Genomic DNA, 19,021 nt, shown 5'->3' on the forward strand with positions numbered 1-19,021 from the left:
TTACAAATGCCGCGATGGCATGGATGCCAAAAGCGGCCTTGGGGCAGACGGTCGTCTCGCTAATCACCATGGCGCACCTTTTAGCATATGCATCGTCTGTTGATTTAAAGACAGGAGTTAGTCATTTTCGTTGACTTGAACTGGTTATCTCGGTGTTGTTTGTGTAGTGCTAAAAGCAAAAAGAGTTGTGGGTGTCAGGTCTTTTGATAACTTATTTTTGACAGCTTGAGATAATAGGTTTGAAAAAACGTGCATGAGTGTTTTTTCTGATGGTATATCTAAACAAAAGCTGATAAGTTCCTTTTATTACAGTTGGTTACCCATCCACGTTTTTACAGGTCTAATGAGGTACATGTGTATACACACTATATAAAGGTTGCACTATACAAAGGTTAAATGTTTGGACTAGCCATGAATAAATCTGAAAGGGAGCAACTGAAGTCGAGGTACCGAGAGCTTTGGCGGATAGTGGATGGCGCCATTCGAAAGGAGGACCCCATAGGCCTTCTTGAGTTGGGCGCACCACCGGATGAATACGCCCCCGAGGTGGGCACTATATTGCCGCGGTTAAAGTCTGCCTCTTCTGAAAGCGAGCTTTGCAGTATCATCCATCAAGAGTTCCTGCATTGGTTCGGCGAGCCCACAGCAGGCCCAGAAACCGTTTACGAAAGTATCGCTAAGGATATATGGCAAAAGTATCATGCCGAGAAAAACATTTAACAAAGTGGAACAATTCGCTACGGCCTCCTGCGTCGACCGCCGTTGTGCATGGCGTTATGTTTCTAGAGGTGATTAGTGCCTGATTATAAGTTTTGTGTTTCGTTAAATATTTCGCACCCCAGTATGGAAGTGCAAACTATTAGTGAGCAATTGTCCCTTCAGCCAACATCATCACATGATGTTGGAGACCTCCGAGTTACAAAACATGGAAGGCAGCTTGGTGGAACGTATGAAGACATGCGCTGGAGCCTGGATTTATGCAACGGCAATAAGTTTGATGCCGAAACCGTGTTATTTGAGGACTTTATCTCATCAAAAAATGCAGAGTTTAAAAGGCATAAATCCTTTTTCAACCACATACGTTCTTCTGGTGGCACAATTGAATATTTTGTCGGGTGGTTCAGTGTGGATAGCATAAATATGACTATCTATTTAGAGCCGTCATTGTTAAAAAGCACCGCAGATTTAGATATATCAATTGTTTTATGTGCGTATCCTGAAGACTAAGACATAAACAAATAGCAATAGGCATGGCGTAGCCGCGACCTATCTTAAATGTTAAGCATGCCCCTTTAGACGTTTCACCCATAAAAACGCCTGCTATTGCAGGCGTTTTGTTTATCTCTAATCGTTTTGCTTTTACGAATTAGCTTCGCAAAAGTGGACTACTTTTTAATCCATTTGCCTTTGGCATCTTGCACATAGTTGCCTTTATCTGTGGCGGCTATGGCTTTTTCGCCGGCGAGTTTAGCGACATCGGCGGCGGAGATATTGTTCTTTTTCGCTATGGTTTCGTAGTGGGCGCGGCGTTTGTTATTGACATCGTCCATCACGGCTTTGGCTTCGGGATTGGCTTTTACTAAACCTAAATAGCCGTTGGCTTGCTCGCCTAAATAGCCCTGTGATTTAGCTTCTTGAAGTGACATGGCGAAGGCGCTTAGGCTCAAGAAGCTGAGGGTAAGTAGCAATAATAACTTTGTTTTTAGTTGGATTGATTTCATAGTGATTCCTCAATTCTGATGTAATTAGAACAACTGCTCATCTGACAGGAGCTGATCTAACTCCTTATCCACTTTGATTTTTATCTCGTGTTCAATTTTCACATTGAGATTGATGACGATAGGTTTATCCGGCGGTTCAATTTTTACCGTGGGCGCGCAGCCCTGCAATGTGGCAAGTGCAGCCAAGGCGACAAGAGCACTTCGGGCACTTAGGCTAATTTGCTGTAATTGAGTGGTTTTCAATGATATTTCCTTATTGCTTCACGGATTTTTCGATTCTATCCTGCAGATCGTTACCAATTTGCAGGCTTCTGAATAATTGCAGCATGTTCTCTTCATGGGAGTAATTCAAGTGGATTGGGCGTTCAATCCCTTGGCTTTGTCCTTTCACTTCCACGAGCAGTTTAGCATCACCCACAGTGTCCATATCAAAACTGCTGGATAATTGACTGTATTGTAAGTGCTCCAGTGCCGAAAATACAAAGTCGAGGTAAGGTTGGGATTGGCGCATCTGATCCACAGCGGGGTTGCCCGAGATGGCGATTAAGCCGCCGGGCGCGCGGGCGGCTAATTGACCGCCGCTGATAGATACTTTGCCGTTAACTAAATCCACGGGTAATACGCCATCGAAAATACCGTCGGCATAGACACCAATTTGTGGCTGAATGCGTAGCACTTCTTCTAGGCTCATACCCTGCAGCAGTAAATAGGCATGGGATTTATCCTGCAGTTTTAAGTTAAAGTCGGGTAGCAAAAACTGGCCACTCAATACCTTACCCTTAGCCGTCATGGAAACATCGGTATCACTTAAGCCTGTGAGTTGTTGCAGCCAATTGTCGGGCAGTTTCTGTGCATCTTTACCGAGCGCAATATCGGCTTCCACTTCAATATCAGTGAGGGGAAAGCCAGGATCAAACAGGTTGAAGGTCATCAGCGTCTGCGGGCAATTGAGTTTACTTAGACTGTTAACATCGCCTTTATCCTGCGGTTTTCTATCCGGCTGTTTTTGATAGGATTGGCTCCAAGTGAACTCACACTGCGCCTGCAATTTTCCGCCCTCAAAGGTGGTGTCCTTATAAAAACCTTCGAGTTCTGTCATCGACTGGGTGATTTGCATGGCAAATTGGATCTGATCGCGTTTTTGCGTCAGGTTAAACTGCGCCTGTAATTGGTTATGACCCGTGACATTAAGCTCAGAAGGCAAGGGCTGGGTTTGATTGAGTAAGGACAATGCCTCGGTCATGCTGGTATCGACAACCCAGTGACCCGTTAGCACTAAAGGCTTGCTCGCAGTGGCAAGGTTTAGCTTGTGTTGGCTTTGTAGCTCAACCGTGCCCACTCGCCAGTGTTCATCACCAAAGAGTGTGTTATTTTTCCAATTTAAGGCTTGTGTCAGCGTTAAGGTATCCAGCTTTAGCACCGTTTCTTTACGGCTTCGGCCTTTGCTACTGAGCTGTTTTTCGATATTGAGCTGACTGGCTTGCCATTCGAGTTGATTCTGCCAAGGGGAGGTGAGCAATGAGTCGATAGGTGTTTCGACCTCGGGCTTAAGCGCAAATAACATGGCTTTTTGTAATGCAATCGAGAAATGGCCTGCGCTCATATCGGTTTTAGTTATGATATTAATGTTCGCGCCTTTCTCAGCATTTTTTTCAGAACGGTTATCAGTGCTAGCCTCAGCCACAAGTGTCTGCGTGGTTTGCGAAACATGCAGTTGCTCCAGTGCTAAGGTCAAAGGTGGTAAGGCCAGCGTTAACTTACTTGCTGTATCGGATGCGGGGTCAAAGGTGTGTGCTGCGCTGATGCTTGGTGTGTGTTGCGAGCCGAGTTTAAGCGGTGCAAGGGCCTGTATTCTGATACTGCCAAGGCCTATATCGGCATGTTTAGCCGCATTTTTATCTTGGGGGTTGCTATATTTAAGCCCTTCGATGGCCAATAGCAGGGTATCGCCAGCATTATGCTTTGCTGCTTGCGTTGTATCTGCCGCCTCGAGCGGCGCAGTGATAAATTGCCAGTCGGTTGAACCTGGCGCCTGATTAAAATGCAATTTCCCCGCGGCAGTCAACTGGCTACTATTCCAACTGAGATCCTGTGGCGTATTCACCCATAATTCAGATAATTGCAGTGGGCTTGTTTGTTTAGCATTGAGGCGCCAATCCGTGTTGAAGGCTAACATTTCGGCGGACTTTATTACCTCAACATTGGCCAAATCGACTTGAGTATCTAGCTTACTGCCTAAGGTTTTAAGCTGAATACGGGGAAGTTTGAACCTAAGCGGTTTATTCTTACTTGGCTCACCCTGTGCATCTTGCTGGGGTTGAGTTAGCGGATAGTGCAGAGCGTCCGGCAATATCAGCGCGATCCCCATGGGAGCCTCTGTGCTTTTAAGCCCTGAGAGCAACGTCGTTATTTGATCCGTTAACTGAGCAGGCCCTTGCTCTGTTATCGGCTTTGCCAACGACGCATCGAGTAATTGCATCAACCGCTGTTGCTGTGCGGCATTGGGGTTCACTGCTAAGGTAAAGGGCTCGAGGCTTAAGTCAAGCTCGGCTAAATGCCCGGCAATTCGAAATGTGAGCTCAGGTTTAGGCGCAAGTTCTAGTGCAGCCAGTTGGTTAAACGTCAGCTTAGGATCAATTAATTGGTGCTGGCTGATCACTTCACCCGAAGTTAGTGTGATACTGCTGTCTGACACTAATTGACCTTGTAAATCAATCGCTAATGCTTGCCACTCTTTATCAAGCTCAGTTAACGGACTTAATACACTGTCTTGAGCTTGCCTTAGGCTTATCTGATGAATGCTCGCCAGCAGCGGCGCGAGGGCTATTTGACTATTGAGTTGCCACTTATTGGCTTCGAGTGTTGCTTTGAGTTTGGCGATACGCTCGCCTGCATGGCTAAACTCGCTGCTGATTTCCCCCGCGCCGTTAAGGCTCAACTTATCCATCACGAGGCGATAGGCGGGCAAGTCATTTTGGGCTTTGAGAATGAGGCTAGTTTTGCCTATATCGATTGATGGCAAGGATTTGATATCTAACGCCAAGGCGGGGCCTTGTTTATCAATGGCACTTTGGCTCGACGCAAATAGGGATTGCCCTAACTCGACCTCTATATCGCCTGTGGAGATTTGAGTGATTTTTTGAGTGAGGTAAGCGACTTGACCGTACTGTTTCAGCTCGGCGAAGCTCTGCGGCCAGTCAAGTTTTAGCTGGATATTCAGGTTATTAAGCCTGATATGGCTGTCATGTACCCTAAGATTGGCAGAAGTAATGCGCCAATGTTCTAACTGACTTTTCCCTAAATCAACGTCAATTAGCTCGCTGTCCATGCCTGCGAGGGCAACATTTGCCGCCTGCATGATGAGTTTCTCAGCTTGGGTATTCATGATCCAAACGGTTAACGCCACGCCCGCCAAGATGCCCGTTAAACTGGTCGCCAATAGGGTCTTTTTTAGGGGGAATTTACGACGGCTTTGTGTCGCAATACGAGCATCCGCTCCAGAACTAGCAGCACCACTGCGAGGGCCTGCGGATGTCTCCGTTGCCTCGTGTTGAGGTGTCCCGCTATCGGAGGCACTGCCACAGCTTGGCTTGTTGTGGATTGGCATTGGGTTCGACTTCTATCCTTATTGACTGAGCCCTGATCAAACTCGTACGTTAGCAGTGCACAAATATATTCACGCGAGCTTTTTAGCAACTATCTTTAGGAGCCGTCTTCTTAGTCGCTGCCGCAGTGCGCACGAGCATCAGAGGCAGTTTAACACTCAAGGGCTTAGCTGACTAATGTGAAAGGATCATCGAATAGACAAGAGCCTGCTGTCAATAGTTGAAGCTTTACAGGCTCTTGTATCTAATCTTTTATTCGAGCTAGCTAACTCTTGGTGAGTGAATCGCGGCTAGCTAAACATCTGCGCGGCGATAACCACGACTCCGCAAAGAGTGGCGAGCATTAAGGCAAGCTTACCGCCAGCGACGCGATATCCTGTCGGCATATTGGCTGCGTCTCGCGTCTGGCGCTGTGTCCACACCATGGCCACAGGTAAAAAGATGGCGAGGATCACCAGCGCAATCGCCGCGTAGCCCAGGGCTGTGATAAAACCTTGTGGATAGAAGAGGGCGAAACCTAAGGGGGGTAAAAAGGTAATGGCTGTGGTCAGACTACGGCCAGAGAAATTATCCTCTCGTCTTAAGCTTGAGGCCATAAAATCGAACAAGCCTAAACTCACCCCTAAAAATGAGGTCGCAAGGGCGAGATCGGCAAACAGACTAATTGCACTACTTAAGTATTCGCTGTGCAGCACGCTCGCCAGTTGACTAATAAAACTCGATAAACTCTGGTTTTCGAGCAATTGGCTTTGGCTTAGTACGCCTTGGCTACCCAGTTGCCACAAAAGGTAAATCACCAGAGGTAAAGCGGAACCGAGCAGCATGATCCTGCGCAGGGCTTTGACCTCAACCCCTAAGTAGCGCACCACTGAAGGAATCGAGCCGTGAAAACCAAAGGAAGTAAAAATCACCGGAATAGCCGTGATAATCAACCCTTGGTTAAGCGGAAGTTCGAGTAAATGTGGGCCTTCTACCTGCGGCAGTAACAATGTGAGCATTAAGATTAACGCCATGATTTTTAGGCTAAAGAGGCCGCGGTTGATGAGGTCTACACAGTGTGTGCCCATGCCCACAATCGCCCCAATCAGCAGGGTAAACAGTATGGCGCCCGCCTGCGGTGGCAAACTTAACCCTAGCCAGGTGTTCAACTTTTGGTTTACTTGCTCACCGCCTCCGGCAATGTAGGCGGCGCAAAGGGCGTACAGTAAAAACATCAAGGCGCTATTGGCGATCAACTGGCCTTTACGGCCCAATAAATTTAACGCTAATTGATTAAGACTGGCATCGCTGGGGGCAAATTGATGGATTTCCACCATTAGTAGCGCCGTATAGGCCATTAGCGCCCACAGGATCAACATGATGGCGGAGGAGGTGCCAAAACCCAGTCCAGCCGATGCGATAGGCAAAGCCAACATACCCGCGCCGATAGTGGTGCCTGCGATAAGCAGTAAACTGCCGAAAATTTTATTCTGTGTCATAACATGTACTCAAAAGCGTGTCACAAGAAAATGAGCTAAGGATTTGATCCGAAAGCTACTGTCTTAAAAGATGCTGATGCGATTCAATGATGAAACGATTCAAGCTCAAAATGATTTGAGCAAATGAGACAGTGGCGCTCAGCGGTTCCGAAAGGATATGGCCACAATGGAAGGTCAGGCGAGGAAGCCTATCTATACCCAAACAATCTGAAGATGCTGAAACTCGTATCTTCAGATAGCTTGGGTATATCCATTGCGGCTACAGATAGGGAGTATAAAATGCTGTGAAACACATAAAACTTGCCTTAGCGTGTCTTGAGTAAACAGGGATAACCGCGATTAAATACGGTTCGATTATTAAAGGTGGCGCTCTCTTTAATATTTTTTACTTAAGAGACTGTCATTTTATGAGTAGCTGGAACAGCCGCACCTTAAGTCTTTTGGCTGCCGAGACTTAACATCGGCAACGGAGGCTACCATAGGGACTTGAAGTGTACTTGTCAACCATTACAACAGCATTTTACTTGTTTCTTGCCATGCGACATGCCTGACTCACACTGAGTTTATGGTCAACGGTGGGAGGAAAGAGGAGTTAGCTACGTTTATAGCGCGATAAAAAATGCCGCAGACTTGGCTCAAGTGTGCGGCATTTGGCATTTTAGAGGTAGAACCGATAGACGTGATATCAGAGTCAGTGAGCAGATTATGCTTTGCTCTGCAGCGCCTTTTCATGCCTTGCCAGCAAGTTTGCTGTGATGTCACTGAGGCTTAAGTGTTGATCTTCAAGTAATACCAGCAAGTGATAGATAAGATCTGAGGCTTCGTTAACCAGCTCTTCCTTATCGTGGGTCGCGGCGGCAAGGGCGGTTTCAAGACCTTCTTCTCCGACCTTTTGGGCGATACGTTTAGTGCCGCGCGCAAATAAAGAGGCGGTATAGCTGGAATCTGGGCTATCACCGCGGCGGCTGGCGATAAGCTCAGCTAATTGATTCAAAAAGGGGTGAGCTTGAGCCGCAGCCCAGCAACTTTCAGTGCCCTTGTGGCAGGTTGGCCCATTGGGGATCACTTGCACTAATAAACTGTCGTTATCGCAGTCCATATCGATGGCGACGAGTCTTAGGGTATTACCCGAGGTTTCTCCCTTAGTCCACAAGCGCTGCTTTGAGCGGCTGAAAAAGGTGACATCCCCTGTGCTTAAGGTTTTTTCCAGCGCGGCTTTATCCATATAACCGAGCATTAATACCTTGCCCGATAAGTGATTTTGGATAACGGCAGGAATAAGCCCATCCTGTTTGTCCCAAGCAAGCTCATTAACTTGAATAGGGCTGAAATCCGACTTAGTGTTTGTTTGCGTTGACATAGTGTTCACTCTTAATCTGTTTGTAGAACCTAGAACCTAGAACCTAGAACCTAGAACCTAGAACCTAGAACCTAGAACCGCTCTAGCATCTAATCGCAATACCTTCGGCTGCTAGATAGGCTTTTAACTCACCAATATTGATAATCGCCTTGTGGAATACGCTTGCCGCCAGCGCCGCATCGACCTTGGCTTCAATAAATACATCGCGGAAATGCGCCATAGTCCCAGCACCGCCCGAGGCAATTAAAGGCACGTCGCAGATGGTGCGAATAAGACTTAACTGCTTGATATCATAGCCGCCGCGCACGCCGTCTTGGTTCATCACATTGAGCACGATTTCACCACAACCTCGTTTTTGCACTTCTTCAACCCAGTCTTGGGTAAACCATTGGGTATCCTTAGTCGCCGCTTCATCGCCAGTAAATTGCTTTACCTTATAGCTGTTGCTGGTGGCATCGAAAAAGGAGTCGATGCCAATCACGATACACTGGCGGCCGAACTCGTCCTGCAGGCGCGAGATCAAACTCGGATCGCTTAAGGCGGGCGAGTTGATTGAGATCTTATCCGCACCAAAGGCTAATAATTCACGGGCTTGGCTAATGGTTTTAATGCCACCCGCCACGCAGAAGGGAATATCAATCTGCTCCGCCACGCGGCTCACCCAAGATTTATCGACTACACGTTCGTGGGCGCTGGCGGTAATATCATAAAATACCAGCTCATCGGCGCCTTCTTCGGCATAACGCGCGGCTAGGGGGACGATATCGCCGACAATTTCGTGGTTACGAAACTGCACGCCTTTCACTACTTTACCGTCTTTGACATCTAAACAGGGGACTAGTCGTTTGGCCAGCATTGGATTGCCTCCGCCACGTTAAACTGATTGATAAGCAAGGCTTTGCCTATGATGATGCCCGCAGCGCCGCTGTCTCGCACGGCGGCAACATCATCAAGGGTCGCAATACCGCCGGAGGCTTGCCAAGCGATATCGGGATAGCTGGCGGCAATTTCTTGATAAAGCGCGGTATTCGCGCCCGTTAAGGTGCCGTCACGGCTAATATCAGTTACCAGCGCATGCTTTAAACCGACCGCGCTAAAGGTTTCCACGAGGGATTCTAAACTCTTACCGCCGCCACTTTGCCAGCCAGATACGGCGACAATCTTCTCGCCGCTCTGGTTGATATTGACATCGAGTGCGAGGCAAATCGCATCGCTGCCGTATTTGATAAACCACTCTTTAACTAACTCAGGTTCTTTTACTGCCAGTGAGCCAATTACCACGCGTTTTACGCCGATAGCTAATAATTCAGTGACTTGTTCTTCAGTGCGAATGCCACCGCCCACCTGAATATTAGCCTTAAGTCCCGCCACGAGTTCACTGATGAGGCGAGTTTGGCGTTTAGCGGGATCTTTCGCGCCTGTTAAATCAACGATATGCAACCACTTCGCGCCTTGAGCCTCATAGGATTGTAGCTGCGCCAAAGGGCTTAAATCAAAGGTGGTCTGCTGGCCGTAATCGCCTTGATAGAGGCGGACGACATTGCCATCAATTAAATCAATTGCAGGAATAATCATAGGCTTAGTTCCTTGATTGATTTGTTTATAAGTGATTTATTAATAACTGTTTTTTTAATGAGTAATTTATTCATTGGTCAGCCTTATTTACACCCGCTTGGCCATCAGCAGGGTTGCTTCGCTGCACTTGGCTCATCTGTAATTCGTTCATCTGTAACTCGTCCATCTGTAAAAAGTTACGCAGAATTTGCGCGCCCACGGCGGCACTTTTTTCGGGGTGGAATTGCACGCCCATAAAGTTGCCTTTGCCGATGGCGGCGCTAAAGCCTTCACCATAGGAACATTCGGCTAAGGTAAACTCACTCAACGGCGCGCGGTAACTGTGGACGAAATACACATAACTGCCATCTTCAATACCCGTAAACAATGGATGATTTGATGCGTTTTGTGACACACGAATTTGGTTCCAGCCCATATGCGGCAAAGGTAAGCCTTCAGCTTTGAGTAACTGCGTGTCCAGCTCGCAAATGTCGGTTGGGATTATGCCTAAGCACTCGCAATCTTGGCCTTTTCCGCCGCGCTCCTTCGAAATCGCCGCCAACATTTGCATGCCAAGGCACACGCCCAGCACAGGTTGAGTCAGGCCTTGAATCAGTTCGACTAAGCCTTTTTCATGTAAGGACGCCATGGCGGCACCCGCAGTGCCCACACCCGGCAGCACCACGCGTTTTGCCGCTTTGATTTTGGCTTTATCGTCTGTAACCAACACCTTAGCGCCTAAACGCTCGAAGGCGAAACGTACTGAGCTTAAATTGGCACAGCCCGTATCTATGATGACGGTTTCAGCATCTGGCGATTCATTTGCTGTTAATTGCTGGCCAGCTGTTAATGGAGTGTCTTGTTGCATCCTAACCTCTTAAACGATTTATGCTGATGCCTTAAAGCACGCCTTTGCTCGATGGCAGAATATCACCTTCGACTTTCACCGCTTGGCGCAGCGCGCGGCCGAGCACTTTAAACAGGGCTTCAACCTTGTGGTGATCGTTATCGCCTTCGGTTGACACATGTAGCGTACAGCGTAGGCCATCGGCAAAGGAGCGGAAGAAGTGCGGCACCATTTCAGTGGCCATTTCGCCCACGTGCTCGCGTTCAAAATCGGCCGAGAATTTGATAAAAGGACGGCCAGAAATATCCAGCAGACATTCGCCCTTGGCTTCATCCATCGGCAGACTAAAGCCGAAACGGGCAATGCCGCGTTTATCGCCGAGCGCTTGGCGCAGGGCATCACCTATGGCCAACGCAGTGTCTTCGACGCTGTGGTGGTCGTCGATTTCCAGATCGCCATCGACTTTCACATCCATTCTAAAATTACCGTGGGTGGCAATTTGATCGAGCATGTGGTCGAAAAAGCCAATACCAGTGTCGATTTTGCCTTTGACTGAACTGTCGAGATCAACGGTTACGCGAATATCGGTTTCTTTGGTGGTACGTACTACCGTCGCGGTGCGGCCTTTATTGAGTAGCGCATCGGCGATGGCGTTCCAGTCAAAAGTGTCGCGTTGATATTTAAGGCTTTTAATGCCCATGGCATTGCCCAGTTCCACATCGGTTTCGCGATCGCCAATCACAGCCGATTGGGTGAAATCGATACAGCCTTGGGTGAGATAGTCTTTCACTAGCCCAAGCTTAGGTTTACGGCAGCTGCAATTTTCATCGTTAAAGTGCGGGCAAATCACCACATCTTCAAAGTTCACCCCTTGGCTTTTGAGGATTTGCATCATCATGTTGTGGGGCGCGTCGAAATCTTCCTGCGGGAAGGACGGTGTGCCAAGGCCGTCTTGATTGCTGACCATGACTAAGCGAAACCCAGCCTTTTGCAATCGCAGCAAAGCGGGGATCACCTGTGGTTCAAACACTAATTTCGCCAGGCTATCGACCTGTTTATCGGTGACGGGCTCTTCAATCAAGGTGCCATCGCGGTCGATAAACAGAATTTTTTGTGCAACGTTTGGGATAAATTGTGGGTTCATGGCGCTACCTTAAAATAGAATTCGTTTTATTATTCAACTCGTTGAGACTCAAATAGGGCGACTAAGCGATCGGTATCCGCCTCTGAACTAAAGCTGAAGCGTATCGCCTTGGCAAGCCTTGGGTCCTTGTAGGCGCGGGCGACAACACCACTGCCTTGCAGTAACGCTGCAACCTTGGTGACATCATCAAATTCGGCCAGCACATAGTTACCATTGGGTTTTAGCACATATCCACCCCATTGCTCACAATAGAGATTGAGCGCCGCGGCGAGTCTTTTACCCTGTTGATTGAGTTCTCTTACCTGATTTTTCATTCGTGCTACGCCAGCGCTCGATAGCGCCTGGGTGGCGACTTCACTCACGGGCAGCGGCACAGGATAGGGCGCTATCACGCGCATAATGATTTCGACCACGGCCTCGTTTGCCAGCATAAAACCACAGCGTGCGCCGGCAAGTGCAAAGGCTTTTGATAGGGTGCGCAGTACCACTAGATTCGGATAGCTTTCCAGCAGATCCGCCACGCTGTATTCAGGGCAAAACTCAATATAGGCTTCATCGATCACCACAAGCGCATCGGGCAGGGCGTTGATCGCTTGCTCGATAATGGCCTTGTCAATCACAGTGCCCGTCGGATTATTGGGATTACAGATAAACACCAGTTTTGCGCCGCGAACGTCTTCTGCATAGTTTGCGGGTAAGCCATATTCCGCGCTGAGATTTAACGCTTTAACGCCCACATTAAAGGTGTTCGCGCTGATGGCATACATGCCGTACGTCGGGCCAAAGCAGGCAATGCTGTCGACGCCTGGAATACAAAAAGCGCGAATTAACAGTTCAATCGCTTCATCGGCGCCGCGGCTGGCGACTATCTTGCTGGCACTTACGCCGCTGTACTCACTGTAGGCGTTGATAAGGGCGGGCGGCTGGCATTCTGGGTAACGATTCAATTTCGATAAATCGAGCGCTGCCGTATCGACATTATTAAAGGGCGATTCGTTGGCATTGATCCAAATATCCCCTTGACCACCGAGCCTGCGGGCGCTCTGGTAGGGAACTAAATCCAGTAACTCAGGACGCGCTAGGCGCTCGGCTAAAGTCAGTGCCGATTGTGTTAACTTTGATGCTGCGAATACTGTGGATTCTGCGGTGTTTTCCATGCTGCTCACTTGGCTCATTTTTTCACTCACCTCTATCTTCACTCACTTAAGGTTTACACACTTAAGGGGCGGTAGATCATTTCTCTTGACCCGCTAAACACCTGAACGCAGTGCATCTAAACGAATGGCGACGGCATTTTTGTGTGCATCGAGTAATTCGTTACTGGCTAGTGTCATGACCGCTTGCCCAAGTCCGATTAAGCCCTTAGCGCTGAGTTCCTGCACGGTAAAGCGGCGGCTAAAGTCGGCTAGGGATAGACTCGACACGGCGCGGCTGTAACCGTATGTCGGCAGCACGTGGTTGGTGCCACTGGCATAATCACCAACGGATTCAGGCGTATATGCGCCTAAAAATACTGAGCCAGCGGCGCGAATGTTTTTCAGCACCTCACGGGGAAAGCGCGTTTGAATGATCAAGTGCTCAGGCCCGTATTGATTAGAAACCATGGCGGCTTGGCGCATATCCTCCACAACAAAAGTACGACTGCTCAGTAGCGCCGTTGTAGCTATATCACAACGCGGTAGGGCGGCAAGCTGTTTTGCTAGCGCATCATTTACGCCATCGGCGATAGCTTGTGAATCAGTTACTAAAATCACTTGTGAATCAGGGCCATGCTCCGCTTGTGAAAGCAAATCGGCGGCGATAAATTCACAATTGGCGTCGCTATCGGCAATCACTAATACCTCAGAAGGCCCTGCGGGCATATCGATACACACAGTGCAGCGACTATCCTGTGATACTAAGCGTTTAGCCTCAGTCACATAACGATTACCTGGGCCAAAAATTTTATCGACCGCCGGAATCGTTTCAGTGCCAAAGGCCAGTGCCGCAATCGCCTGCGCGCCGCCCACTTGATAAATTTCAGTGATCCCACAGGCATTGGCGGCATAGACAATGGCATCGTTGATGGGCGGTGGACTGACCAATACTCTTTGTTCGCAGCCGGCGATCTTGGCGGGCAGGGCGAGCATCATCACGGTAGAAATTAATGGCGCGCTGCCACCGGGGATATATAAACCCACTTTTTCAATCGGTTCGCTACGTAGCTCACAGCGAACTCCTGCCTCGGTCTCCATATCAATCGGGCGAAATTGCTGGGCACTGTGAAACACATCTATATTCGCCATGGCTTTGGCGATCGCCGCTTTCAGCTCTGGTGATACCCGTGCGCTTGCCGCGGCAATGTCGGCTTCACCCATGCGCAGCTCGCCACTTCCTTGTCCACTTAAGTCTTTGGTCGTGCTATTGAAGCCATCAAACTTTTGATTAAATTCGGCAATAGCGGCATCACCCCGCGTCGCCACCGCATCGATAATGGCGCGAACGCTTTGCTCTAAGCCGCTGTCACCGATTAAGGGCGAGCGTTTCAGCGCTATTTTCTGCTCGGCGGTGGATAAGGTTGACCAAGTTAGGATATCCATACATTACCCCATCATTTTTTCGATTGGCATCACCAGAATCGAGCTGGCACCGAGCGCGGTCAACTGTTCCATGGTATCCCAGAATAAATCTTCGGTGCTGACGGCGTGGATAGCAACGCGGTTAGTGTCATCGTTTAATGGCAATACGGTTGGGTTTTCAGCGCCGGGCAGCAGGGCGACGATTTGATCTAAGGTTTCGGTTGGCGCGTGCAGCAGGATGTATTTGCTCTCACGGGCGCGGATAACGCCATTGACGCGGGACAGAATTTTGTCGATGAGCGCTTGTTTAGTTGGCGTTTGGGTTTGGGTCGATTGAATGATGCAGGCCATAGAGCGGTAAATCACTTCGGTTTCGTATAAACCGTTGGCTTCTAAGGTGGCGCCCGTCGATACGAGATCACAAATACCATCGGCAAGGCCGGCACGTGGGGCGACTTCAACCGAGCCTTTTAACATACAGTCGCGATAAGTTATGCCTTTTTGTTGCATAAAACGGCGCAGCAGGTTCGGGTAAGAAGTGGCGATGCGTAATCCTTCTAACGAGGAGGCATCGGCATAACTGAATTCTGTTGGTACGGCTAACGAGAGGCGACATGAGCCAAAATCTAACTGACGCAGTTTGAGACAATCTGCGGGTTTGTTCAGTGTTTGACGCTCGATTTGTTCTTCTTCGAGCACGTTTTCACCGATGATCCCCATATCGACCACACCGTCCATCACCAACCCTGGGATATCGTCATCACGAACGCGCAGTAAATCGATAGGCATATTATCCGCGTGAGCGATAAGGCGTTGTTCATTAATGGAAAATTTAACACCACAGCTTTTCAGCAGTTGCTGGGACTCAGTAGATAGGCGGCCAGATTTTTGGATGGCGATGCGTAAACGGTTCGATTCAGTCATAGTGTTATCTCGCTCAAAAGTATCAAAATTAAAAGATTCAAAAGTGTGTTGTTTAATCGGTTTAATACGCCTGCCGTTCAATGGGCTCAGCTAAGAAATCTAGTTAAGAGCTCTAGCTAACGTATTGATAATTTATTAAATATCTAAAGTTGCTTATTTAAATTAAAACCAAAATTAACGCCTAAAAGCAAAAACCCCCAGAATTCCTTCCAGGGGTTTTTGATCATCTTGAATCAGTCCGCCAGAAGGATATAGTCCTCCGGCAGTGAGCGTCCGAAGGCTACCGCATATGGTGGTGATGGTGGTGGATAGCGTTCAGTAATGGGCTCATTTTACTCTCTCGGTATTTAACTTTATTGGCTTAACTGCTCGAATACAGCGAAGCATTGAATGCGTTGTTACGGACGTCTATCCGTATTTGGTGGATTTAAACTAACCGCTTTTATGAGCCTTTGCAACAGCCAATTTGAATTAAATAAGAATATTTATGCGTTTTTGTGAAAAGGCAGGTGGTTATCGCTAAACGAAGCCATTGAGCATGTTTGTTGGAGGAATGTTTAAAGTGGACCGAAATGTGTTGGGAGGTAGTGTAGGGGATCTGTAACTTTAGTTGTTTAGTGTTTGCTGATATCAACTCACGCAGACTTGCCATGGAATTGACTCACCGACACGGTGAATAGAAACCTAGGGTTTATAAGCTTATGAACGACAGCCATGGTCGTTCTCATGCATCCCTGCATTGCACGACATTCAGGCGTCCTGCCTATCAGATGGCGAACTGGCAGTTAAACAGGGATATTGTGCCAGTCTGTCCTTGGATGCAGTGCCGCTCCTTGTATGGGGCGGACGGTCGTCTCGCTAATCACCATGACTCACCTTTTGGGCATTAGTGTAACCGGTAGATTTAAAACACTTTGGGACAAAAGCGCGTTAGCGTTTGACGTCCCAGCAGCCGCAGGCTGCGAGTGATGCGCCTTGTTATGTGGTAATGATTGGTGTATTGCTAAATCCCGTAACAAAGAGCCCAAGAACAGCAGCACTAAGAACTAATATGACAATAAATGCCCGAAACCATTTTTGTATTTTTAAGCCACGTTCAGTCAACACCTGAGCTGGAGGAAAGCTAGTTTTCCATAGTGAGCTTAGGTCTTCGACCTTATGTAATTTTTCCCGTGACACTTCTCTTGATAGGAGGTTCATTGCCAAAAACATCGAACCAATTCCCAAAATCATAAGAATCATTATGGGTAAAACGGCAATATTAAAGTTCATTTCTGATCCTTATGCGGCCGAGTGAAACGAGGTCCAGCGACCGCAGGGAGCGATGCTGGCTGGCCTTGTTATGAGATTTTGCTAACGCCACAACAAATTATCCTTATAGCTCGCTGGAGGTTTTCCATCAGTAGTTAACCCTAAGTAGTAATAGAAACTCACCGTTTCACCGCCGGTGTAAGCGGAACCAACAAAATACCAATGATCTGTATAAGATACTAAGCCGAAGTGTGAGTGATGAGACGCCTTTGAAACTTTAATTTCTGTACCTTTGGGAAGGAAGGCAACATCCGTTCCGCGAGGACAGGATTTAAAACCATGGTTTTCATATAGCTCGTTAACGGGTAAGTCCTTCGCAAACATTGCATTATTATCAACAAGGCAAATGAAAGCGTTCTTTACTAAATGTTTTATGCCTATGTCATCATCAAATTGAGAGCTATATGAAACATTATTTATGGTTGTGCAACCAGCCAAAAGAATTGCAAGGCTACAAATTAATAAACTATTCATATGACTCATAACGATTAAGCTAAGGGGCCGGCTTCGCCGGTCCCAGCGAGTGAAGCGAGCGATTTAAGCGCATTGTTAGGAGTGCTAAGCACGCTCACAGAACTGAAGAGCAGCGGGGCATTTGATGTCGATAAAATCTTTATGCTCACCAGATGCAAACCAGATGAATCGATACTCCGCCTCATGGGAAAAACGACTCGCCTTGACGAAAAATGCATCGATTGAATGCCTGCCAATAAATCGCTGCTGTTCTTCAAACCATTTCTCCGGATCAACTCCTTCTGCTGGCGGAGTAATGGGGCGGGGATCATGCTTTTTGAGCATTGTATTGTCGCGGTAGCTGCAGAGCCCCTCGGTTCCGCCAGCAAATCCAAGGATTTGTCCTGAAATTGCATTCGCAAACCCCAGGGTATCCAATATTCTGAAAGCTGAAATTGAACCATCATGCGGTAAAGTGCTTTCGATTGTAGATGCGCACATTACATATGCCTCTTGGCCATTTATCCCCAATACGCTGGTCTTGCCATTTGGAGCCTCAATTTCCATGACCACCCGGCCTTCTTGAGTATCACGTCGCAATTCATCTGGATGTTGGCGAAATACCTCGAATGAGGAAAGCCTCAATGTCCCATCACGGAAGAAAGCGTCAACATGCTCAGTCTTCATCTGTCGTGTAAGCAGAGGCACTCGAAGACTCCAAGGGCGGCTAAAGGCGAGGGGGATTTCGGCCAACTTTTAACTCCTAACGCTTCAATATGGGGCGCGCGCAGTTTGCGCGTCCCAGCCCAACTTGTTGGGCGAACATGATTGACTTGTTATATTCACATTAGCTCCAACTCTGCGTCACTTGGTTTAAATACTTCTAACCAAATTGTAATGCCATTTTGATCGCAGCACTCTAGATCAAATGCTCCATCGTATACATCGATTACCGTTGCTATATCACCAACACGAGGCGCCCGCGATCCGAAGCTAAGTTCGGTGTGCTCAAATTTCTTTTTCAAAGTTTTGATCTTAACGACAGAGTACTGTTTCATCAGATGCCTAAGTGCATATAACGCCGCCATAAACGGCACAAAATAGCTGGCTATACTTGGCGACGGAGGAACACAAGCCAGCTGTTTTGTGTCCGCGTTTTAATGGCCTTGTTAGGTGCCTTTACCCAATTTTTGCTAGTGCTTCGTAAGCTGCTACCATAACAACTTTCCATTTAGGGTCTTTTAATAGCTCATCAATAGATTGATTCTCGCTATCAATATTTCGCTCAAAAAGTTTTGTAAACTCCCAGAGGATTAATTTTTCATCCGCGGTGAAACTTTCAGATATTAAACCAGACCCTTGAGGTAAGGAGTCCATAACTAAATCATCAAACCACCAACAAACAAATTCGCTTTTATAGTCGATGTATTCAACTTTTGATGCAAATTCTCTCTGTCTCGGCGGAGACGATAAAAAGCTCAAAATGTCTAGGCACGAATTTCTGAATTTCGAGGCAGTACTATCCATAGTTACCTAACATTTTATTAGTGCGCATGCGCGTTTACCTCATTAGACCAGTGAAAACGCGCACAGTTAACTATCTGTATGCAAAGAACTTATCAGCTTTTTATTAAATACACCATCAGGAAAAACGCGCATGCGCGTTTTCCAAACCTATTATCTACTTATTGACAAGTATAAGTATTTAATTCTAATGCCAATTATTTAAACGGAAATGCGAAAACGCGCACGATTGCAGGATGAAAATCGTCCAAAATCCTTATAATTTGAATACGACTGTATATTGATGGGTAGAAGTGAGTTACATCACACGGGGTATAACGATGAAAATTTCTAGGCCAGAAAGTCCGTTCGCTACTGCTCCATCGACAACTTGTTAACTCGTTTTGGGGTACAAGCTTTTAGCCCGATGAACCGTTCAATGGCCGTTAAGATTGCCATTGTTGCACCAGTGACCTTCTAAAATAGGGATAATGGAATGGACCCATCCACTTTTAATCGGCCTCGCAATGGGCCACGATGTAGTCGCTAAAACTCATCAAAAA

General features: G+C 47.6%; 18 protein-coding genes. 2 read left to right on the plus strand and 16 right to left on the minus strand.

What is annotated here, in order from left to right:
• The first annotated feature begins 411 nt into the window (after window positions 1–411).
• Both SOHN41_RS07955 and SOHN41_RS20085 read left to right on the plus strand, forming a co-directional pair.
• On the plus strand, window positions 412–720 hold the full coding sequence (locus SOHN41_RS07955) for a hypothetical protein (protein WP_139058348.1): 309 nt from the start codon (window positions 412–414) through the stop codon (window positions 718–720).
• Between the two features lie 75 nt (window positions 721–795).
• Window positions 796–1,227, plus strand: a complete 432-nt coding sequence (locus SOHN41_RS20085; RefSeq protein WP_139058350.1) for a hypothetical protein — start codon at window positions 796–798, stop codon at window positions 1,225–1,227.
• A 158-nt stretch (window positions 1,228–1,385) separates the two neighbouring features.
• Here the strand turns inward: SOHN41_RS20085 and SOHN41_RS07965 are convergent, their stop codons facing one another.
• The 16 genes from SOHN41_RS07965 to SOHN41_RS08045 all read right to left on the minus strand — a co-directional run bounded on the left by SOHN41_RS07965 (window position 1,386) and on the right by SOHN41_RS08045 (window position 18,482).
• On the minus strand, window positions 1,386–1,721 hold the full coding sequence (locus tag SOHN41_RS07965) for a YdbL family protein (protein ID WP_007647555.1): 336 nt from the start codon (window positions 1,719–1,721) through the stop codon (window positions 1,386–1,388).
• 24 nt (window positions 1,722–1,745) lie between these two features.
• Entirely contained in the window at window positions 1,746–1,964 is a 219-nt protein-coding gene (locus SOHN41_RS07970; RefSeq protein ID WP_007647557.1) for a YnbE family lipoprotein, read from the minus strand.
• Between the two features lie 10 nt (window positions 1,965–1,974).
• The gene (locus tag SOHN41_RS07975; protein ID WP_037458468.1) at window positions 1,975–5,328 is read right to left on the minus strand and encodes a YdbH domain-containing protein; all 3,354 of its coding nucleotides are present in this window, start codon (window positions 5,326–5,328) and stop codon (window positions 1,975–1,977) included.
• Between the two features lie 288 nt (window positions 5,329–5,616).
• Complete coding sequence (locus tag SOHN41_RS07980) at window positions 5,617–6,804, minus strand: aromatic amino acid transport family protein (RefSeq protein ID WP_007647559.1); 1,188 nt, start codon at window positions 6,802–6,804, stop codon at window positions 5,617–5,619.
• Between the two features lie 703 nt (window positions 6,805–7,507).
• Window positions 7,508–8,164: a bifunctional phosphoribosyl-AMP cyclohydrolase/phosphoribosyl-ATP diphosphatase HisIE gene (hisIE, locus tag SOHN41_RS07985; RefSeq protein WP_007647560.1), complete on the minus strand. Its 657-nt coding sequence runs from the start codon at window positions 8,162–8,164 to the stop codon at window positions 7,508–7,510.
• Window positions 8,165–8,246: 82 nt separating this feature from the next.
• Window positions 8,247–9,020: an imidazole glycerol phosphate synthase subunit HisF gene (hisF, locus tag SOHN41_RS07990; RefSeq protein WP_007647561.1), complete on the minus strand. Its 774-nt coding sequence runs from the start codon at window positions 9,018–9,020 to the stop codon at window positions 8,247–8,249.
• Window positions 9,002–9,739, minus strand: a complete 738-nt coding sequence (hisA, locus tag SOHN41_RS07995) for a 1-(5-phosphoribosyl)-5-[(5-phosphoribosylamino)methylideneamino]imidazole-4-carboxamide isomerase (protein WP_007647563.1) — start codon at window positions 9,737–9,739, stop codon at window positions 9,002–9,004. Before hisA ends, hisF begins: the two co-directional genes overlap by 19 nt.
• Before the next feature lie 70 nt (window positions 9,740–9,809).
• Window positions 9,810–10,586, minus strand: coding sequence for an imidazole glycerol phosphate synthase subunit HisH (hisH, locus tag SOHN41_RS08000; RefSeq protein WP_007647565.1), 777 nt, complete (start codon window positions 10,584–10,586; stop codon window positions 9,810–9,812).
• Between the two features lie 31 nt (window positions 10,587–10,617).
• Window positions 10,618–11,709: a bifunctional histidinol-phosphatase/imidazoleglycerol-phosphate dehydratase HisB gene (gene hisB / locus SOHN41_RS08005; protein WP_007647567.1), complete on the minus strand. Its 1,092-nt coding sequence runs from the start codon at window positions 11,707–11,709 to the stop codon at window positions 10,618–10,620.
• Between the two features lie 29 nt (window positions 11,710–11,738).
• Window positions 11,739–12,884: a histidinol-phosphate transaminase gene (gene hisC, locus SOHN41_RS08010; RefSeq protein WP_007647569.1), complete on the minus strand. Its 1,146-nt coding sequence runs from the start codon at window positions 12,882–12,884 to the stop codon at window positions 11,739–11,741.
• A 75-nt stretch (window positions 12,885–12,959) separates the two neighbouring features.
• Entirely contained in the window at window positions 12,960–14,288 is a 1,329-nt protein-coding gene (gene hisD, locus SOHN41_RS08015; RefSeq protein ID WP_007647571.1) for a histidinol dehydrogenase, read from the minus strand.
• A 3-nt stretch (window positions 14,289–14,291) separates the two neighbouring features.
• On the minus strand, window positions 14,292–15,191 hold the full coding sequence (hisG, locus tag SOHN41_RS08020) for an ATP phosphoribosyltransferase (protein ID WP_037458481.1): 900 nt from the start codon (window positions 15,189–15,191) through the stop codon (window positions 14,292–14,294).
• Between the two features lie 978 nt (window positions 15,192–16,169).
• Entirely contained in the window at window positions 16,170–16,463 is a 294-nt protein-coding gene (locus SOHN41_RS08025) for a hypothetical protein (protein ID WP_037458470.1), read from the minus strand.
• A gap of 81 nt (window positions 16,464–16,544) precedes the next feature.
• Entirely contained in the window at window positions 16,545–16,976 is a 432-nt protein-coding gene (locus SOHN41_RS08030; protein WP_037458472.1) for a hypothetical protein, read from the minus strand.
• Window positions 16,977–17,060: 84 nt separating this feature from the next.
• Window positions 17,061–17,708 carry a hypothetical protein gene (locus tag SOHN41_RS08035; RefSeq protein ID WP_037458475.1) on the minus strand — a complete coding sequence of 216 codons (648 nt, stop codon included), beginning with the start codon at window positions 17,706–17,708 and terminating at the stop codon, window positions 17,061–17,063.
• Between the two features lie 426 nt (window positions 17,709–18,134).
• Complete coding sequence (locus SOHN41_RS08045) at window positions 18,135–18,482, minus strand: hypothetical protein (RefSeq protein ID WP_037458477.1); 348 nt, start codon at window positions 18,480–18,482, stop codon at window positions 18,135–18,137.
• Between the last annotated feature and the right edge of the window lie 539 nt (window positions 18,483–19,021).

The organism is Shewanella sp. HN-41 (genome assembly GCF_000217915.1).
Lineage (GTDB): Bacteria > Pseudomonadota > Gammaproteobacteria > Enterobacterales > Shewanellaceae > Shewanella.